The 18,484-nt window shown below is 65.7% G+C and carries 20 protein-coding genes; 10 read left to right on the forward strand and 10 right to left on the reverse strand.

The window, feature by feature from the left end:
* Nucleotides 1-12: 12 nt before the first annotated feature.
* The 4 genes from QCD70_RS11260 to QCD70_RS11275 all read right to left on the reverse strand — a co-directional run bounded on the left by QCD70_RS11260 (nucleotide 13) and on the right by QCD70_RS11275 (nucleotide 4,311).
* The gene (locus QCD70_RS11260; protein ID WP_301216206.1) at nucleotides 13-921 is read right to left on the reverse strand and encodes a carbohydrate ABC transporter permease; all 909 of its coding nucleotides are present in this window, start codon (nucleotides 919-921) and stop codon (nucleotides 13-15) included.
* A complete protein-coding gene (locus QCD70_RS11265) occupies nucleotides 918-1,793 on the reverse strand; it encodes a carbohydrate ABC transporter permease (RefSeq protein WP_301216208.1) in 876 nt (291 codons plus the stop codon). Before QCD70_RS11265 ends, QCD70_RS11260 begins: the two co-directional genes overlap by 4 nt.
* 83 nt (nucleotides 1,794-1,876) lie before the next feature.
* Nucleotides 1,877-3,166, reverse strand: a complete 1,290-nt coding sequence (locus QCD70_RS11270; protein WP_301216210.1) for an ABC transporter substrate-binding protein — start codon at nucleotides 3,164-3,166, stop codon at nucleotides 1,877-1,879.
* 143 nt (nucleotides 3,167-3,309) lie between these two features.
* Nucleotides 3,310-4,311 carry a LacI family DNA-binding transcriptional regulator gene (locus tag QCD70_RS11275; protein ID WP_301216212.1) on the reverse strand — a complete coding sequence of 334 codons (1,002 nt, stop codon included), beginning with the start codon at nucleotides 4,309-4,311 and terminating at the stop codon, nucleotides 3,310-3,312.
* A 205-nt stretch (nucleotides 4,312-4,516) separates the two neighbouring features.
* Between QCD70_RS11275 and QCD70_RS11280 the strand changes: the two genes are divergently transcribed.
* Genes QCD70_RS11280 through QCD70_RS11290 form a run of 3 tightly spaced genes read left to right on the forward strand, consistent with a single transcriptional unit; the run spans nucleotide 4,517 to nucleotide 8,042 of the window.
* Entirely contained in the window at nucleotides 4,517-5,872 is a 1,356-nt protein-coding gene (locus QCD70_RS11280; protein WP_301216214.1) for a glycoside hydrolase family 172 protein, read from the forward strand.
* Nucleotides 5,872-7,113, forward strand: a complete 1,242-nt coding sequence (locus tag QCD70_RS11285) for a glycoside hydrolase family 32 protein (protein ID WP_301216282.1) — start codon at nucleotides 5,872-5,874, stop codon at nucleotides 7,111-7,113. Before QCD70_RS11280 ends, QCD70_RS11285 begins: the two co-directional genes overlap by 1 nt.
* The gene (locus QCD70_RS11290; RefSeq protein WP_301216216.1) at nucleotides 7,110-8,042 is read left to right on the forward strand and encodes a carbohydrate kinase family protein; all 933 of its coding nucleotides are present in this window, start codon (nucleotides 7,110-7,112) and stop codon (nucleotides 8,040-8,042) included. The genes QCD70_RS11285 and QCD70_RS11290 overlap by 4 nt, the downstream gene beginning before the upstream one ends.
* Before the next feature lie 150 nt (nucleotides 8,043-8,192).
* Here the strand turns inward: QCD70_RS11290 and QCD70_RS11295 are convergent, their stop codons facing one another.
* A complete protein-coding gene (locus QCD70_RS11295) occupies nucleotides 8,193-9,992 on the reverse strand; it encodes an amidase (RefSeq protein ID WP_301216218.1) in 1,800 nt (599 codons plus the stop codon).
* A 218-nt stretch (nucleotides 9,993-10,210) separates the two neighbouring features.
* On the opposite strand from QCD70_RS11295, the gene QCD70_RS11300 reads away from it, so the two are divergent.
* Nucleotides 10,211-11,434 (forward strand): sensor histidine kinase, encoded by a 1,224-nt coding sequence (locus tag QCD70_RS11300; RefSeq protein ID WP_301216220.1) that lies wholly within the window; start codon nucleotides 10,211-10,213, stop codon nucleotides 11,432-11,434.
* Nucleotides 11,431-12,033 (forward strand): response regulator transcription factor, encoded by a 603-nt coding sequence (locus QCD70_RS11305; protein WP_301216222.1) that lies wholly within the window; start codon nucleotides 11,431-11,433, stop codon nucleotides 12,031-12,033. Before QCD70_RS11300 ends, QCD70_RS11305 begins: the two co-directional genes overlap by 4 nt.
* Before the next feature lie 10 nt (nucleotides 12,034-12,043).
* On the opposite strand, the gene QCD70_RS11310 is transcribed toward QCD70_RS11305, so the two are convergent.
* The gene (locus QCD70_RS11310) at nucleotides 12,044-12,649 is read right to left on the reverse strand and encodes a TetR family transcriptional regulator (protein WP_301216223.1); all 606 of its coding nucleotides are present in this window, start codon (nucleotides 12,647-12,649) and stop codon (nucleotides 12,044-12,046) included.
* Between the two features lie 81 nt (nucleotides 12,650-12,730).
* On the opposite strand from QCD70_RS11310, the gene QCD70_RS11315 reads away from it, so the two are divergent.
* On the forward strand, nucleotides 12,731-13,669 hold the full coding sequence (locus QCD70_RS11315) for an aldo/keto reductase (protein ID WP_301216224.1): 939 nt from the start codon (nucleotides 12,731-12,733) through the stop codon (nucleotides 13,667-13,669).
* A gap of 88 nt (nucleotides 13,670-13,757) precedes the next feature.
* Complete coding sequence (locus QCD70_RS11320) at nucleotides 13,758-14,210, forward strand: BLUF domain-containing protein (protein ID WP_301216226.1); 453 nt, start codon at nucleotides 13,758-13,760, stop codon at nucleotides 14,208-14,210.
* A gap of 34 nt (nucleotides 14,211-14,244) precedes the next feature.
* Here the strand turns inward: QCD70_RS11320 and QCD70_RS11325 are convergent, their stop codons facing one another.
* Genes QCD70_RS11325 through QCD70_RS11335 form a run of 3 tightly spaced genes read right to left on the reverse strand, consistent with a single transcriptional unit; the run spans nucleotide 14,245 to nucleotide 16,050 of the window.
* Nucleotides 14,245-14,766 (reverse strand): putative immunity protein, encoded by a 522-nt coding sequence (locus tag QCD70_RS11325; RefSeq protein ID WP_301216228.1) that lies wholly within the window; start codon nucleotides 14,764-14,766, stop codon nucleotides 14,245-14,247.
* A gap of 28 nt (nucleotides 14,767-14,794) precedes the next feature.
* Complete coding sequence (locus tag QCD70_RS11330) at nucleotides 14,795-15,388, reverse strand: hypothetical protein (protein WP_301216230.1); 594 nt, start codon at nucleotides 15,386-15,388, stop codon at nucleotides 14,795-14,797.
* Complete coding sequence (locus tag QCD70_RS11335) at nucleotides 15,385-16,050, reverse strand: hypothetical protein (protein WP_301216232.1); 666 nt, start codon at nucleotides 16,048-16,050, stop codon at nucleotides 15,385-15,387. The genes QCD70_RS11330 and QCD70_RS11335 overlap by 4 nt, the downstream gene beginning before the upstream one ends.
* A gap of 122 nt (nucleotides 16,051-16,172) precedes the next feature.
* Between QCD70_RS11335 and QCD70_RS11340 the strand changes: the two genes are divergently transcribed.
* Both QCD70_RS11340 and QCD70_RS11345 read left to right on the forward strand, forming a co-directional pair.
* Nucleotides 16,173-16,538, forward strand: a complete 366-nt coding sequence (locus QCD70_RS11340; RefSeq protein WP_301216234.1) for a bleomycin resistance protein — start codon at nucleotides 16,173-16,175, stop codon at nucleotides 16,536-16,538.
* Nucleotides 16,535-16,978: an SRPBCC family protein gene (locus QCD70_RS11345; protein ID WP_301216236.1), complete on the forward strand. Its 444-nt coding sequence runs from the start codon at nucleotides 16,535-16,537 to the stop codon at nucleotides 16,976-16,978. Before QCD70_RS11340 ends, QCD70_RS11345 begins: the two co-directional genes overlap by 4 nt.
* A 3-nt stretch (nucleotides 16,979-16,981) precedes the next feature.
* Here the strand turns inward: QCD70_RS11345 and QCD70_RS11350 are convergent, their stop codons facing one another.
* Nucleotides 16,982-17,296, reverse strand: a complete 315-nt coding sequence (locus QCD70_RS11350; RefSeq protein WP_301216237.1) for an ArsR/SmtB family transcription factor — start codon at nucleotides 17,294-17,296, stop codon at nucleotides 16,982-16,984.
* Between the two features lie 85 nt (nucleotides 17,297-17,381).
* Here QCD70_RS11350 and QCD70_RS11355 point away from each other — a divergent pair, with 85 nt between their 5' ends.
* Complete coding sequence (locus tag QCD70_RS11355; protein ID WP_301216239.1) at nucleotides 17,382-18,434, forward strand: SDR family oxidoreductase; 1,053 nt, start codon at nucleotides 17,382-17,384, stop codon at nucleotides 18,432-18,434.
* Nucleotides 18,435-18,484 lie beyond the last annotated feature (50 nt).

Here is an 18,484-nt window from a genome sequence, read left to right on the forward strand (position 1 = left end):
AACCTGTGCGCGTCAGCCCTTGACCGCACCCACGGTCATTCCCGCGATCACGTGACGCTGGAAGATCGCATAGATGACCAACTGCGGCACGAGCACGAGAGTTGCCGCCGCCATCATGCCGCCGTAGTCGACTGAGTACTGCCCCTGGAACCGAGACACCGCAAGCGATACGGTCACGAGGTCGGGGTTGTTGATCAGAATCGACGCGAAGGGAAACTCGTTGAAGATGTACACCACGTTGAAGATCAGCACAGTTGCGATGACGGGCCGCATAAGCGGCAGCACGACGCTCCAGCAGAGCCGGAACAGACCGGCGCCGTCGATGATCGCCGCCTCCTCGATCTCGCCAGGGAACTCCCGAAGAAAGCCGGTGAGAAGCAAGGTGTTGAAGGGGATCGACACGGCGATGTACGGCAGGATCAGCGCCGCGTAGGTGCCGAAGACGCCGAGCGCCAGGTCGAGCCGGTAGACCGGGAACAACAGGATGTACACGGGCACGGCGAGGCCGGCGAGCAAGTAGTAACGCAATGCGGATTGCAGCTTCTTGCGACGGAAGATCATGCGCGTGAGCGCGAACGCCGCCGTGAACGACACCGCCGTGCCCACCGTGACAGAGATCAGTGCGATGAGAATCGTATTGCCGTACATCGTGAGCAGTGGCAACTGGCTGATCGCATTGATGTAGTTGTCGAGCGTCAGCTGGCTGAGGTCGAACGGGTTGCTCAGGATGTTGCCGCTCGGCTGGAACGACAGCAGCACGATCCAGAACAGGGGCAGCACGATAAGGAATGTCACGAGGTAGGCGAGCGCGCCCACCCAGAATCCGACGCGCTTCACCTTGGACCGGGTGCGCGGCGCGGGTGGTTCGGCGGCGTATTCCGATGGAGGAACCAGGTGACGGTCTTTCAGGATTGAGCTCATGCCTCTTGCTCCTTCTTGCCACGCGCGAGCGCGAGATAGCCGATCGACGCGGCGGCGCCGAGGAGGGTGACGATCACGGCGATCGCCATGCCGTAGCCGTATTGCTGATTGGTGAACGTCACGAAGTACATGTAGCTCACCAGGGTCTCCGAGCGGTGCACGGGTCCGCCACCGGTGAGCATGTAGACGAGCTCGAAGATCTTGAAGACGTTCGTGATCATCAGAATCGTCACGATGCCGAAGGTCTCCTTCATCATCGGGATCGTGATGAGGCGCAGCTGCTGCCAGGACGAGGCTCCATCGAGCGAACTCGCTTCCATCACATCCTGCGGCAGCAGCTGCAGGCCCGCGTAGAAGATGGTCATCGCGAAGCCGATGCTGCTCCAGATGAAGACGATCGAGATCATGTACGGCGTGAGGGTGTCGCCGCCGATCCACTGCACGGGCGAAGCGCCGAAGATGGCGAGCAGGCGGTTGAGCAGGCCGATCTTCGGGTCGAGGATGAAGACCCAGATCAGCCCTACAAGGATCGGCGCGATGATGGCCGGCCCGAATACCAGGGCCCGCAATGCGCCTGCCCCGCGGATCGCGGTGCGCAACAGCAGAGCCAGAGCGAACGATGAGGGCACGAGGAGAACGATGCTCACGACCAGGATGATGACCGTGTTCTGCAGAGCGATCCAGAAGAATGGATCCGAGCCCAGGGCCACGTAGTTGTCGAAGCCGATGAACTCCGGGGCACTGAAGCCCTGGAACTTCGTGAAGCTGTAGCCGAGCGAGTAGAGCACCGGGTAGATCACGAACAGTGAGAAGAGGATCGCGGCGGGCGCGATCATCAGCGCGATCTTCCAGCGGGAACTAATCCAGGTCACGGGCGGGACGCTTTCTATGGGAGCGGTTGGACAGCTGGAGCGAGGGTCGGCTCCGAGAACTCTGAGCCAACCCTCGCCTGCTGCTATTCGGCGTCGATCGCCTTCTGAACAAGATCGAGAGCTTCTTCGGGCGTCAGCTGGTTCTGGATGACACCGTAGATGCTGTCGTACATCGCGTTCGCCACCGGGGTCGAGACGAGCAGATCGGGCTGGGACTCGGGGCTGGTCACGCCGGGCGCCGCCGCCGCATCCAGCGCCGATTTGAGTGCGCTCTGGGTGGTCGCGTCGATCGTCGGCGTGTAGGTGGTAACCGGCGGCTGCCCGTTATCCACCAGGATCTGCTGGGCGGCGTCACTGTAGTAGAAGTCGATGAACTTCGTCACGGCGGCAAGCTTTGTCTGGTCTCCCGACACCTTGGCGCTGACGGCGAGGGGAGCCGAGGCGACGTTCATGATGATGTTCTGCTCTCCGACCCCGTCGGCGAACTGCGGCCCCTGCCAGAACGACACATCGGATGCGATCGAGGACTCTTGAATGGCGCTCGAGGCCCAGACACCCGAATCGAGCATCGCAGCCTTGCCGCTCGTGAATTGGTCCACGGCCTGCTGGTAGGTCTGCGTCGAGACGTTGGAGGCGAATGCTCCTGCGTCGCGCAGTTCGGCGATGTGCTCGTACAGGGTCAGGAAGTCGGGGTTGTTGAAGCTCTCGCTGCCGTCGAGGATGCCCTCGATCTTGTCGCTGTAGCCGAAACGGTCGAGGTCGGTCAGAAAGCTCCACACGGAGAACGCTGACTGGTTCGCGCCGTTGGAGATGGTCGGGATTCCCTTGGCATTGAGAGTCTTGGCAACCGTCAGCAATTCGTCGAAGGTGGTCGGCTTCTCGAGGCCGTTGTCGCTGAGGATCTTCTCGTTCACCCACAGCCCGGTCAGCAGTCCCTGGTAGGGCACGCCGAAGACCTTGTCCTCCTGCGAGAAGTTCGAGACCGTGCTGGCGGGGAACTTCTCGGTCAGGCCCAGATCGTCGAGCGTCGAGGTGAGATCCATGATCTTGCCAGCGCTGAACATCTCCTCGGCGTTGGCCTTGTAGATCCAGAACACATCGGGCAGGGTGTCGCTCTGCGCGGCGATCGACAGCTTCTGCAGATGATCGGCGACGGCTTCACCCGATACTTCGACCTCGATGTCGGGGTTGGCCTTCTGGAAGGCCTGCACGATGGCCCAGGTGGCCGGATCGGCGGTCTTCACGTCGGCGTTCTGCATAGACAGCGTGATCTTGGTGACGCCATCGGCGGAGCCGCCGCCGGTACTGCCGCAGCCCGCCAGGGCTACGGCAGTGACGGTTGCTGCCAGAGCGCCGATGGCGAGTCTGCGCAAGCTGTGTGTGCGTCTGAAAGGTAGGTGCACGGTCATCTCCTTTGATGTTCGGGTTCACGACGGAATGTGCTTCGCATCGAAACGTTTGCGGCGAACGTTTCTCTGAAACTAGAACGCTGACCGCGAGGCTGTCAAGTCCCGACTTAGGCGAGTTGGATTCGCTCGGTCGAGTCACGCAGCTCGATCTGCTGCTGCAGTCTCACCGTGCGGGGATTCGCGTCGCGAGACTCCAGACGATCCACGAGCAGCCGCACAGCCGTGACCCCCATGTCGAACGCGGGTTGACGCACGGTCGTGATCCTCGGCTCGAAGAGATCGGGATGGTTGAAACCGTCGAAGGTGGCGAAGGCGAGGTCGCCCCCGACCACCCGCCTGCCGCCCTGCACGGCTTCGAGAGCGAGGGTGGCCAGAGGCGTACTGGAGGCGATGAGCGCCGAGAAGATGTCTTCCTCGAGCATCTTCTCGAGCTGTGCACGCGTGTCAGGGTCGGTTTTCTCGAGCACCGTCTGCTCTGCAGGATCCAGACGGGCCCGCCTTACGCCGTCCCAGAAGCCGTCGAGGCGCTCGCGCAGCGTGGGCACCCTCTGGTCGCCGGCAACGAGCGCGAGGCGCTTGTGACCAGCGTTCACGAGGTGCATCACCAGGCGCTGCATGGCATCGCGGCTGTCTACGCCCACCTGATCGAAGGGCAGTTCGGGAAACACGCGGTCGAGCAGGATGACAGGCGCCTTGCTGCCCGTCAGCGTGCCGAGCAAGCCGGGGGCGGTGGCCGCGGAGCGGGCGAGAATCAACCCGTCGACCCTCCGGTCGAGCAGCGTGTGCACAGCCCGCTCCTCACGCTCGGCATCCTCGGCCGAGTTCGCGAGCACCAGGGTGAGGCCATGCTGCACGGCCGCATGCTCGACGCCGTGCACCATCTCGGCGAAGGCGGGCTCACCGGCATCCGACACCACCAGCCCGATGCTGTCGGTGCGGGATCGGCGCATAGCGCGGGCCAGCACGTCTTGGCGGTAGCCGGTCGCCTGGATCGCGTCGAGAACACGCTGCCGCGTCTTCGGCTCGACATTGCGCGTGCCGTTCACCACATGAGAGACCGTCGAAAGCGACACTTCCGCTCGCCGCGCGACGTCGTTCATATTCGCCATCGTTCTGACCTTTCGCACATCTCGGACCGCCTGTTTTGCGCAAATCTACCGGACGCCCGCAAGCGCCGCATAAATGCGGGCAAGCAGGAATTCAGACGGACGTTTGCGCCGACAGGCTTGAGCGATCTAGCATGTCCTCACGCGCAAACGTTTCGATGCGCATTCGCAGTGCTGCGCTCCATGCGGGCGCAGCCGAGGAAGGACAATGATGACCACATCTCGCACACCTGGCGGTCTGCTCGGCGATCTCACCCAGGCGCGTTCCCTGCGCACGGCCCGTTCGTCGAGCTTCGATCAGACCGGTCGCAACCGCGACAACTGGATCGTGATGCCCGGCGAAGAGCGCACGCTCGCCGATATCGAGGGGCCGGGATTCATCACCCACATCTGGATGACGCAGTCCTGCCGCATCCAGCCAGGCCCCGGCCAGATCGATCCGAACCTGGTCGGCGTGCCGATGCTCGAGATCCACAATGCTCTCGGCGTGAGCTGGGAGGTCGTGGATCCCGATTACTACCGCAAGATCGTCTTGCGGATGTACTGGGACGACCAGGAGACCCCCTCCGTCATCGCCCCGCTCGGCGACTTCTTCGGACTGATGAACTCGCTTTCCGGCAGCTACGAGTCGCTCCCGCTCTCCGTCTCGGCCAAAGAGCCCGAACTGCACACTTTCGGCGGATCGGCGGCCTTCAACAGCTACTTCCGAATGCCGTTCTCCTCACGCGCGCGAATCACGGTCGAGAATCAGAACGACATCCCTTACCTGCAGTACTTCTACATCGACTACGAGCTGCAGAAGGAGCCGCTGCCCGAAGACACGGTCTACTTCCACTCGCACTGGCGGCGCGCCCTGCCGCAGGGCTGGGGCCCCGATCTGCAGACGAACAGCATCGAGACCACCGTGGCCAACCTCACCGGAGACGACAACTACGTCGCACTGGAGACCGAGGGCCGTGGCCATTACGTAGGCTGCAACGTCGCAGTACGCCACTTCCAGGGGTCGTGGTGGGGCGAAGGTGACGACATGATCTTCATCGACGACGACACCTGGCCGCCGAGCCTGCACGGCACCGGCATGGAGGACTACTTCGGCCACGCCTGGGGCATGCAGCACAACGCCTATCTGTTCAATGGCACCATGGTGCACGAAGAGAACGTGCCGGGCTTCCATCACAGCTACCGCTTCCACATGGCTGATCCCATCCGTTTCGAGAAGCGCATCAAGGTGACGTTCGAGCACGGACACGGAAACCACCTGTCCGACGACTGGTCCTCCACCGCGTACTGGTACCAGACGCTGCCCTCGCCCGAGCTCACCATTCCGGCCGTCGAGGAGCGCCTGCCGCTGCGGCCCGTGGATCGCGTGATCGAGTCGCCCCTGCCCGAACTGAACGACGAGCAGAAGGCAGCCCGCGCGGCCGCCGCCGAGCGCATGGAGCGCTTCGTGACCCAGCGCGAGGCGATGCGTGCAGAACGAAAGGCTCAGATCGACCAGTGGGAGGCCTCCAACAAGGCCATCGCCCATGACGTTCGTGTGCGCTACAACGGAGCAGCCGAGTGATGCGCCCTCGTTTTCATTTCACCGCCGAGCGCGGCTGGATCAACGATCCGCACGGCATCACACCGCGCGACGGAGGTTACGACGCCTTCTTCCAGTACGTTCCCGACAGCACCGTCTGGGCGCCGAACTGCCATTGGGGACACGCTCGCGGAGATGACCTCTTCTCCCTCCAGGAGCTGCCGGTGGCGATCGCTCCAGGCGAGGGCGATGACGGCATCTGGACCGGTTCGCTGGTGACCGACGACACGGGCCGCACCCGTGTCTTCTACACCTCGACCTCGCAACCAGACATCGGCATCGGCCGCATCCGTGTGGCGGAGCCTACCGACGACAGCTGGCTGCAGTGGCGCAAGGGCGACTTCGTGGCCGGCGCACCAGCCGAACTCGAAACGATCGCGTACCGAGACCCCTTCGTCGTGCGCGAGCCGGAGGGATGGCGCATGTTCGTCGGAGCCGGCAGCCCTGACGGTGCGGCTCGCGCGCTGTCGTACACCTCATCCGATCTCGAGACGTGGGGCTACGAGGGCATCGCGCTCGAGCGCTCCACGACCGAGCGCGAGCCCGTGTGGATGGGAGCACTGTGGGAGTGCCCCCAGATCTTCGAGGTCGACGGCCGGTGGGTCATGGTCTCGTCGGTCTGGGACGACGACGTGCTCTATTACGCCGGCTACGCGATCGGCGACTACCGCGATGGTCGCTTCGTCGCGGAGACCTGGGGGCGCCTCACCTACGGACCGAGCTACTACGCGCCGTCGTTCTTCCGCGACGCCGACGGTCGGCCCTGTCTCATGTTCTGGATGCGCGGGGTCGAGGACCTCGAGACCGGCTGGGCGAGCGCGCTGAGCGTGCCGCATGTCCTCGGTCTCGACGGCGACCGACTGGCGGCCCGCCCGCATCCGGATCTCGAACGCTACCGAGGCGCCGAATCGGCGACCGGTTCGGTCGACGGCCTCGCGGCCGACGTGGTGTGGACACCGGAGCAGAACGACATGCTCGTCGTGGCCGGTGCCGACGGAGGCCGAATCGAGCTGCGCCGTGAGGACTCCTCGCTGATTGCGCGATCGAATGGCGAGCGCTACGTGCTCCCGTTCGACGGCGGGTCGGCGAGACTCGTACTGGATGCGCAGGCTGTCGAGATCTCCGGCTCGCAGGGCGCGCTCGGGTTCACCTGGCTGCCTGTCGGCGACGGCCTGTCGATCGTCGGCGGAGGATCGCCGGTCGTGCACGGTCTGCTGAGATGACCGCGCGTCACTCGGCTGCGGAGCCCCTGGGCCGCGCAGCCGAGGGCGGGTCGGCCGTTCCACCGTCGGTGCTCGTGGTCGGCGAAGCCCTCGTCGATGTGGTGCGGCACGGCGGTGCAGTGACAGAGCACCCCGGAGGAAGCGCTGCCAATGTTGCGCTCGGCCTCGGACGGCTCGGGGTGCCGGTCGACCTGTCGACGCATGTCGCCGATGATCCGCGCGGCCATGCCATCATCAGCCACCTCGGGGCTTCGGGGGTACGCGTACGGCCGGAGTCGGTTGCCGCGGCGCGCACCTCCACAGCAGTCGCCACGATCGATGCCGATGGAGCCGCCCACTACGAGTTCGATGTGTCGTGGGCGTTCCACGGCGATACGTCGCCGGCGGCGGACATCCTGCACATCGGGTCGTTCGCCACATTTCTCACGGACCCCGAGCAGATCATCGGTTACATCGAGCGCAGCGGCGCCCTTGAGATCTCGGTCGATCCCAATGTGCGACCGGCGCTCTCGGGCGAGCACAGCCAGGCGGTGCACCGCTTCGAGGCCGTCGCGCGTGCCTCGACAGTGATCAAGCTCAGCGATGAGGACGCCGCCTGGCTGTACCCCGGCCGCAGCCACGAGGCGGTGATCGATGGGCTTCTGGAGTGCGGCGCGGGCCTTGTCGTGCTCACCCGCGGCGCCCGCGGCCTGCGCCTTGCCACGCCGCTTCATCGAACCGCGGTGGCCGCGCCGCACGTTCACACAGTCGACACCATCGGGGCGGGTGACACCGTCATGGCTTCCCTCCTGGCGTCGGTTCGATGGGCTCCGAGCGCCACCTTGAGCGCCCACGATCTGCAGCTCATCGGCACCCGCGCCGTGGCCGCTGCGGCGATCACGGTCTCCCGTTCCGGCGCCGATCTGCCGTGGGCGGCGGATACCCTGTGAGGGAACACTCGAGAGCATCGAGGCGTTGTGGCAGAAGTACACCGGGCAGCCCTACCCCTGGTACGGCGGCCGCGACCAGCAGCGGGTCATCCTGACCATCAAGGCGAACAGCGTGAGTGGGCAGGGCTGATCGCTCAGGCCCCGGATGCGCTACGACTCCTGCCGGCGGGAGCGTCTCAGCGCGAGTGAACCCGCTCCCGCGAACAGAACAGCGATGCCCGCGGACAGCCAGACCCCCGTGCCCGTCACACCCGTCGCGGCCAGGCGATCGCCCGAAGTCGAGGCCGTCGACGGTGTCGTCGAACCGGTATCACCCGGCGCGGGTGCGGGGGTCTCGGTCGGCTGAGGCTGCGGCGTCGGATGCGCGAGTTCCGGCGTCGTCGACGGGGCAGCCCGGTGACGGGTGGCCTGCTCGTAGTCGTAGCCCATCGCCAGCAGCTCAGCGTCCTCGCTCCGAGGTGCGGCCAGTTCGAGCCCTGCAGGGAGACCGGCCGAGGTGAAACCGGTCGGGATGGTCATCGTCGGGATGCCCGTGAAAGCCCCGAGGCCGCAGAAGGGGTTGCTCGCCTCGTCGGGCGTAGCCGGGTTAGGCGAGGTGGGCAGGGCGATCGCGTCGATGTCGTTGTCAGCGAAGTACGCGTCGATGGCCGCGCGACCTGACTGCCACGCTGCGCCCGCCGCATCGTAGGCAGGGTTCGGGATGTCGGCCTGGGCGGTAATGTAGGCGGCCACAGCCGGGCTGATAGTGGAGGAGAATTTCGCGTCGGCCGCGATGTCGGACCAGGTCAAGGCATCGGCCGGGGCTGTCAGCTCCGCGAGCCCAGCCGGCCACGTCGCCGGCGTCGACGCGAAGAAGTCGTCGATACCCGCGCGCACGTCGAGCATGCCGCCGCTCGGAAGGGAGCCCGCGAACGCCAGGCTGAAAGGCACATCGACGATGATCGCGCCCTGTGCCTCGAGATCGACGACGGACTGCTCGTAGAGTGCGATGACCTCATCGGAACCGGCCACGGGTCCGAACAGCGACCAGTCCCAGTTCGCGACTGCGATCCTCTTGCCCTCGAGCGCCCGGTCCGACAGCCCGGCGACGTAGTCGGCGCCGTTCTGCTTGTCGGCCATGACCGTCAGCGGGTCCGCCGGGTCGTAGCCCGCGAGCACCTGAAGCAGAATCGCGGTGTCGGTGACCGACTTGCCTACCGGACCCGAGACATCCTGCCGAGGCGACAGAGGCAGGACACCGCTGACGCTCGTGAGCCCCATCGTCGGCCGGAAGCCGACGAGCGACTGGTGCACGCTCGGTCCGAGCAACGAGCCGCAAGTATCTGTGCCGACACCCGCGGTGCTGAACGCCGCAGCGACGGATGCAGCTACTCCACCGCTGGATCCGCCGGTCGTCAGCGCCTGGTCGTAGGGATTGTTGGCGGCGCCGCGCACCGAGCTGATCGAGTTCTTGCCCGAGAACGAGAACTCCGACATGTTGCTCTTCGCGATGATGATCGCCCCGGCGGCCCGCAGCCGTTCGACCGCCGTGGAATCGGCATCCGGTTGGAACGTCGCCAGCGATGCGCTGCCGCCACTCGTCGGCATGTCGGCCGTCGCGTAGTTGTCCTTCACCACGATCGGCACACCGTGCAGGGCTCCCCGGATGACACCGGCAGCTCTCTCGGAGTCGAGCTCGGCCGCCTCGGCGAGCGCCTCCTGGTTGACGGTGATGAGGGCATTCAGTCCAGGTTGGTCACCGTAGGCGGTGTCGTAGGCGGCCATGCGAGCGAGGTACTCCGAGACGAGTGCCACCGATGTCGTCTCGCCTGATTCGAGCTTGGCGAGGGCACCCGAGATATCGAGATCGAGCACATCCGGTGCCGCGACCGCGGCTGCTGTCGACGCGATGGCAGGCTGCGCGGATGCGGGCAGCGCGGCGGCGCCGAGAAGCGCGCCGGCGAGCGCCACGCAGACCGTTGCCGACGCCGCTCGACCCCGCGTGGCCGAACGAGAGACCGCGGCCTGTCGGGCGTCGAATGGGGTGACTGCAGGTTGCCGAGGTGTCATCTGCACATCTCAGCAGAGCCATGTCCACGCCAGAAGTGCCGTGTTGTCATGCCCAGGCGTGACATGTGTCATGGCGCTCCAGGCACTGTGGCACCGGTCGCAGAAACTACGCTGACGTCATGATGCCCGGTCGATTGCATACCCCTCGATCCGTCGTCGATCTGCGATGGATGCGACGAACGACCGCGGCGGGACTGTCGAGCCTCATTCTCGTGAGCGCCTACATCCAGCTCTTCCTCGGCATCTTCTACGGCGCCCCGAATGTGCGGATGCTCGTGCTCGTCATCTCGACGACCGCGTGCGTGATTCTCGCGCTGGCCATGGTGCCGACGCTTGTGCGGGCAAGCGGCATACTGTCCGCACGTAATCCGCTGGTCATCGCGCTGCTCGCAACGTCGTTACTCACGTGGGCGATCGCTCTTGCACCTCCGTTCGCCGGCTGGGGGTGGGCTTTCCTCGTCGCGATCAGCGGCGGAATGCTCAGCTGTCTCGTCTCCGGGTTGAAAAGCGGCGCGGTGATCGTGGCCACGATCGGAACGATCGCGCTGGGCGGGATCTCTCAGTGGGTAGGGCACGACCACACCGCTGTCGGAGTCGTCGCGTCGATATCCGGGACTCAGAACCGAGACATCGTGACCGTCGCCGGAGCAGTGCTCATGACCGTGCTCCCCCGCACTACCGTCTGGGTTCTGCGCGTCGTTCTGCGCCTCGAGGAGGCGCGGCAGACGGCATCCGAACTCGCCGTAGCGACGGAGCGACTCAGATTCGCAACCGATCTGCACGACATCCAGGGCCATCACCTACAGGTGATCGCGCTCAAGGGGGAACTCGCCGAGCGGCGGCTGCTCGCTGGCGAACCGGAGCTCGCAGCACGGGAGCTGGCAGATATCCGTGGCATCGCACAGGCGGCGCTGGAGGACACTCGCGCGGTCGTGAACGACTACCGCACCGTCACCGTGGCCGTCGAAGCCCGAAACGCGGCAGCGGTGCTGCGCTCGGCGGGGATCGACTGCGAGGCTCGAATCGATGCGCCCGATCTTCCGCCGCCCATGGGCGCGGTCTTCGCCGTCGCGATCCGCGAGGCGGCCACGAATATCCTTCGCCACAGCACCGCGACCGCGGCCTCGCTCGAGCTGATCCTGTCGAACGACGAGGAGTATCGACTGACGATCACGAGCAACGGTTCGAGCGCCCGACGGTCGGGAGGAACCGGCATCTCGGGGATCGGCGAGCGGGCGGCGGCGTGGAACGGCACGGTGCAGACCCGCCGCGACGACGACACCTTCACCCTTGTCGTGCGGATTCCGGCGCCCGCTGTGCAGCGGACCGAGGCCGGACGATGATCCGCGTCCTGATCGCGGACGACGAGGAACTCATCCGGGGCGCGCTTGTCGCCCTTCTTTCACTCGAACCCGACATCGAGGTTGTCGCCGATGTGAGCGATGGCAGGGCCGCGGTGGCAGCGGCTACCACCCACCGACCGGACGTCGTCCTGCTCGATCTCGAGATGCCGGAGCTCGACGGGATCGACGCGGCCAGAGAAATTCGTTCGGTCACCGCCTGCAAAACGATCATCGTCACCCGCCACGCCAGACCGGGCACGCTCAAGCGCGCCTTGACCGCGCAGGCCAGCGGGTTCGTGCCCAAGTCGACCCCGGCATCCACTCTCGCCGCCATCATCCGATCGGTCGAGTCCGGCGAGCGCTACATCGACGCGCAGCTCGCCACGGCGGCACTCACCGAGACGGAGAGCCCCCTCACCGCGCGCGAAACCGACGTGCTGCGCCTCACCGGCGAGGGCCTCGCCACCAAGCAGATCGCCAGGGCTCTCGGGGTAGCCCACGGCACGGCCCGCAATCATCTGTCGTCGGCCATGGCGAAACTCCACGCGAGTTCACGCGTCGCCGCCGCAGCCACAGCGCATGACAACGGGTGGATCTGAGGACGACACGTCAGATCTCTCCCATCGTGTCGAACTGGTCGAAAGCGATGGCCAGGAGTTCTCGTGACGAACGCGTCTCGCCCGGAGTCGCCCACACGGCCAGCGCCGTGTCGAAACAGGCGACGGCCGCCTGCACGATGACACGCGATCGGAGTGCCACGTCGGGTTCAGCCAGTCGGGACTCGACGAGAGGGATGAGCAGCTTTTCCCACAGCGCGTGCTTCTCTCGATGCCGCGCACGCAGTGACGCCGTGCTCGCCAACACCCGCAATCCGCGTTTCTCCCGTTCACCTTGCTCGCCCGACGAAGCCAGCAATCCATCGAAAGCCGCATGCAGCGATTCCCAGAGCGGCTCGCTGGGCGACCTGGCCGCGAACTGGTCGCGTACGAACTCCCCCCAGGGCCCGACATCTCCGATGACCGCGTCTTCTTTGGTCGGAAAGTAGCGATGGAAGCTTCGCGCCGACACGCCGACCACGGCTGCGATCTCCTCCACCGTCACGTTGTCGAAGCCGCGAAGAGCGAAGAGCTCGATCGCAACCTCCGACATGTGAGCTCGCACCGACGCCCGAGCGATCGACCGAAGGGGGTTTCCGGTAGAGGCGGAGGACGTCATGACACCATGATAGTCAGATCGATTGTCAGAGACTGACAGATATAACTTAGACTGACAGCACTCATACGAAAGGAAGCTCCCATGCAGATCAGGTCTCTCGGGCATCAGGGATTCACGTCATCGGCGATCGCCTACGGCGCGATGGGCACGGCTATCGGGTACGGGCCCAGCGACGACGCCGTGTCGATCGCCGCCATCCGTCGCGCCCACGAGCTCGGTGTCACTCACTTCGACACCGCCGAGATGTATGGCTGGGGCACAGGAGAGAAGCTGCTCGGAACGGCCTTGGCGCCGATTCGTGACGAGGTGACCATCGCGACGAAGTTCGGCTTCACGCACTCGTTCGGCCGGGATTCATCACCTGCCCACATCCGAGAGGTCGTCGACACGAGCCTCCGGAACCTCGATACCGACCACATCGACGTGCTGTACCAGCACGCTCCAGATCCCGGGGTTCCGATCGAGGACGTGGTCGGCGTTGTGGCCGAACTGATCGCAGCGGGCAAGGTGTCCTACCTCGGTCTGTCGAACACCGACAGCGCGAGCATCCGTCGCGCCCACGCGGTGCACCCGGTCTCCGTGATGCAGAGCGAGTACTCGATCTTCTCTCGAGATGCCGAGGCCCTCCTCCCCACTCTCGACGACCTGGGAATCGGACTCGTCGCCTACTCGCCCTTGGCCAGGGGATTCCTTACCGGCGGCGTGAAACCTCGAGACCACTACGACGCCACCGATTTTCGCCAGGGCGTTGGTTGGTGGGCGCCCGAGAACTTCGACACCAACCTGTCGATGGTCTCGAGGCTCACCGAGTTCGCGACGAGCAAGAACACGACAGTGGCCGGACTGGCTCTCGCCTGGCTTCTCGCCGTCAGACATGATCTCGTCCCCATCCCCGGCTCGCGCAGCTCAGAACGCGTGGAAGAGAATGTCGCCGCTGCGGAGGTGACCTTGACGACCGAAGATCTGGCCCGTATTCACGAAATCGTGCCGACAGGGGCAGTGGGAGACCGGGGTATGTGATCCAGCCGGGGTTCGTGAATCGACCGGATGTCGGCGGCGGAAGTCAACTCCCGCTAGGGGTGGTTTTCTGCTCGGTAACATCGGTCTAATGAGTCCTACGCGTCATCCGGTGCTGTCCGTTGTCTACTCCAGCACCGCCACCACAGCCTTCACCGATGCCGATCTTGCCGCCCTGCTCACGGTGAGCCGCCACAACAATGCCCGCGCCGGCGTCACCGGCATGCTGCTCTCTCGCCACGACCGGTTTCTGCAGGTGCTCGAAGGGCCGCAGCTCCAGGTCGAAGAGCTCATGACGAAGATCGCTGGGGACTCAGGACATCGCAACGTGCGCGTCCTGCTCAAGGAATCCGTCGATCGACGCCAGTTTCCTGACTGGACCATGAGCTTCCAGCAGCTCAGCAGCTCCGACGTAGACCAGGTTCCGGGCTACCGCAAGGCGTTCGACGACCTCTCCGACGAGACCAACGACGTCAACGCGACGACCGCCGCGGTGCGCGAGCTCGTGCACTGGTTCGAGGCCAGGCCCACACCCGCGATGTGAGCCCGATCGGCGCGTTCCGCACCGAAGCCGGATGTTAAAGACCTGCCTGGAGCAGTCGGATGTTCGCCCCGAGGGCTCCGGACGCCAAGAGTCCCGCGCCGAGCGGTCCCGAGGAGTCAGTGCCGAGCGGTGGCAGGAGCCTCAGGGCTTCGCGGACCGGCTCGGTGAGATGATCGAGCTGCCAATCGATCTCGGCCGAGCCGCCGACGCCGGGCGCATCCAGCTCTGCGGCCTTCGCCGCGTAGGCCGCCGCCCCCAACGCGTGCGCTCCCATGTGAGCGACGCCCGATGCCTGTCCCGCTGCCCAGGCGGCAGCCTTCGCCGCGGGCGAGCTGACCACCTGAGCTGCCCGGTTGGCGACGAAACGACGACGGATCTCGCCCGCGGCATCGAGCTGACCGTCGGCGAACGCACGGGTCCGGGCGATCGCATCCCGGGCACGGTCGTCGTCAGGAGCCTCCGCTTCGAAGACATGGAGCACCCTCTCGGCACAGTCCGCCGCCCAGGCGGCCACGAGTCGCCGGTCTTTTTCGCTGAGCGCCTGCGGAGAAGTCATGCCAGCACCTTACGCAGCGTCGGCCGGCCTAGACGCGAGGCACAGCCGCTCCGCGCCCGCGGCGCTTGCGCACAGAGAGCGTGACGGCCAGCGCGGGCAGGCCCAGCGCCAGCATCCAGAACCCGACGATGCCGACCACCCATACGGTCTGCGCGAGCGCGAAGCCGTTCTCGGCATCCTGCACCGACTCTTCGGTGACGGGCTGGATGCTGCCTACCGGGCCATGCTTCACCGACCGCGGCGGGTCGTCGGTGATGACCAGGAACGACTGCTCGGCCGGGTAGTCGGACGAGGGCGGGAAGCCCCAGTGCTCGCCGCCTGCAAAGGTGACGGTCGTTCCGGGCCCGCCGTCGGCATCCGGAACAGCGACCTCGTAGTAGCCGGTGGTCTTGGGCAGGCCCGATGTGGTGTCGACCTCGGAGAGCGTTCCCGTGAGGACGACACTGCGGCCCACCGCGTCGCGTTGGAAGTCGACGCCGCTCGCCGCAGTGTCTTTGGCGAGGCCGAAGACGTAGAGGGTGATGATGCCGGGGAGCAGCATGATGCCGAAGATGAGCCAGATTCCCCAGACGGGGAAGGGCTTCTTCTTGCCTGCGCGCGGGAACGGCGGGAGGGTGGTCACGAGGCGGACCCGCTGGTCTCACTCGCGACGAAACGGTGCTCGCGCCACGACTCGATGCCGTCGAGAGCCGACTCGAGAACGGCCCGCTGGCTGTCGTAGCCGCGCAGGCTCGGCGAGTGCAGGAGCGGCATCGGCAGGTCGAGGATCAGGGATTCGCCCGTCGTGTCGTTCGGGCGGAGGATCTCGACCACGAGCGCGAGGGCGCGTCGTTTGCGCACGACGGCGACACGTCCGATCGAGCCCCAGCGCAGAACGAGCTCCGGCCTCGTCGGGTCGGCCCTGCGGTGCAGACCGATGGCGGTCTCGGAGACGACGACCACCATCGACGCGACGACGGGGCCCGCGAGTCGCCGGCCCAGCGCCTGCTGCAGCGAGGCGCGGAGTTCTCGGGAGACCCCGAACTCCATCACGACGGCTCGAGGAAACTGAGCGCGTATCGCCGCGAAGCGCCGAGCGGCTCGCGCCTCGGCGATGTACAGTCCGATCACCAGGGGCACGACTACGAGTGCACCCAGGAGAAGATCCACCTCGAACGGAAAGTCGGGCGGAGAGGCACTGTGCGAAAAGTTCTCGGCCGCCCATCCCGCGAAGGCGGCCAGGGGCCAGATCGCCGGCAGAGCGAGCAGATACCAGAGGGCGTAACGCCACCGCCACTGAGTCATCGAGCTCCCCGCCAGACGGGCCGCGATCTGCGTACCCTCCTTCGACCCTATCGAGTGGGCTGCGGGAGTCGAATCGAGACGACGTTCTGTCGCGGCCGCGATCGGAGTACTACTTTGGCCGTATGGCCGATCGCGCTATTCCCAATCTGCCGTCTCGTGACTTCGACGCGACGGTCTCGTTCTACGGCGGCTTCGGATTCGAGCCGAGCTACCGTGGCGACGACTGGCTCAGCCTGCGCCGCGGCGAGCTCCAGCTGGAGTTCTTTCCGTTCCCCGACCTCGTGCCGGAGGAGAGTTCGTTCATGTGCAGCGTGCGCGTCGACGACGTCGACGAGCTGTACCGCCAGATCGCACAGTCCGGCGTCGAGGAGAAGTCCGTGGGGCATCCGCGACTGCATCCCGTGCACCTGCAGCCCTGGGGACATCGAGCGGGCTTCCTCATCGACCTCGACGGAACGCAACTGCAGCTCATCGAGAACGCCGCGTGACTGCCGAATTCGACTGCGTGACGACCTCGAGCAAGTCTGTCGAGCAGATGTTCGATCTCGCGAGGAACATCGACACCCATACCCGGTCCCAGGCCGACGCCGGCGAGAAGGCCGTCGCAGGCGTGACCGGGGGGCTCATCGGACTGCACCAGAACGTCACTTGGAAGGCCCGGCATTTCGGGCTGCCGTTCACGCTGACGAGCCGGGTCACGGAGTTCGAACCGCCCCATCGTTTCGTCGACGAGCAGATTCGCGGCCCCTTCACGACCTTTCACCACGAGCACCGCTTCGAGGCGACGGAATTCGGCTCGGTGATGATCGACCGCGTTCGCTTCGACGCGCCGTTCGGACCTCTTGGTCGGGCTGTCGAGAGGTTCGTGCTCGCCCGGTACATGCGGCGCCTCATCGAGGAGCGCGGCCGATTCCTCGCCGCCCCGTGAATCTCAGACGCTGAGCGAGACCTTCGTGCCGAGCGCCTCGATCGCCTTCTCGTTGCGGCTGTAGTGCGACCACTGCCCGATGCGGGTGCAGGTCACCAGGCCGGCGCGCTGCAGAGTGGCCATGAACTGCGACGCGGTCGACTGCGAGACCTCGGCCCTGGCCTGGATGTGCTTGAGGCACACCCCCACCTCGGCTGCAGGCACGTCTTGCGGCGGGAACGACTCCGGCTCCTTCAACCACCCCATGATCGCGAGGCGGGTCGGATGGCCGAGGGCCTTGAACACCGCCACGAGATCGGGCTCCTGCGTCTCGCTCATTCTCCCACCATATCGCAATATCGGTATTTACCGATGATGTGATAGATCTTAGATCGGTAAATTGCGATCTAACGATGGAGAAACCATGACACAGAAGACGGCCCTGGTAGTCGGAGCGCGCGGCGTGATCGGAGGCAATCTCATCGATTACCTGGGATCCCTCGGCGAGTGGAACATCGTCGGTCTCTCACGCCGGGGCGGCCAGGATCGCGGGCGGGTGCGCCACATCGCGGTCGACCTGCTCGACAGCGAGGCGACCGTCGACTCGCTGCGGGGGCTGTCAGACGTGACCCACGTGTTCTATGCCGCCTACCAGGACCGACCCACCTGGGCCGAGCTCGTGCCGCCGAACCTCGCCATGCTCACGAACGTGGTCGACGCCATCGAGCCCGTCGCCCCTGAGCTCGAACACATCGGCCTGATGCAGGGCTACAAGGTCTACGGGGCCCATCTCGGCCCCTTCGCGACGCCGGCCAAGGAGTCCGATCCGCCGCACATGCCTCCCGAGTTCAACGTCGACCAGCAGCAGTTCCTCGAACGCCGACAGGCCGGCGCGAGCTGGACCTGGTCGGCCCTGCGCCCATCCGTCGTCGCCGGCGTCGGCCTCGGAAACCCGATGAACCTCGCCATGGTGATCGCCGTTTACGCCTCGATGAGCAAGGAGCTGCGCATCCCCCTGCGGTTCCCGGGCAGGCCCGGCGCCTACACGAGCCTCATCGAGATGACGGATGCCGACCTGCTCGCCAAGGCCATGGTGTGGGCGGCGACCACCGAGTCCGGTCGAAACGAGGCGTACAACATCACCAACGGCGACATGTTCCGGTGGTCGTCGATGTGGCCGCGCATCGCCGCGTTCTTCGATCTCGACGTTGCTCCCCCGCTCGAGATGAGCCTCACCGAGGTGATGGCCGACAAGGAGCCCCTGTGGAACGCCATGATCGAGTGCCACGGCCTCGTCGCCACTCCCTACTCCGACGTCTCGTCGTGGGCCTTCGGCGACTTCGTGTTCGCGTGGGACTACGACGTCATCTCGGACAGCTCGAAGTCCCGTCGCGCCGGGTTCCACGAGTACGTCGGCACCGAGGCGATGTTCCTGCGCATCTTCCAGGATCTGCGAGACCAGCGCCTCATCCCGTGAGGGAGGGCGACGGATTCTGCACCCTGCCCTCCCGAGATCTGTCGCTAGTA

Source organism: Agreia sp. PsM10 (genome assembly GCF_030433855.1).
GTDB lineage: Bacteria > Actinomycetota > Actinomycetes > Actinomycetales > Microbacteriaceae > Agreia.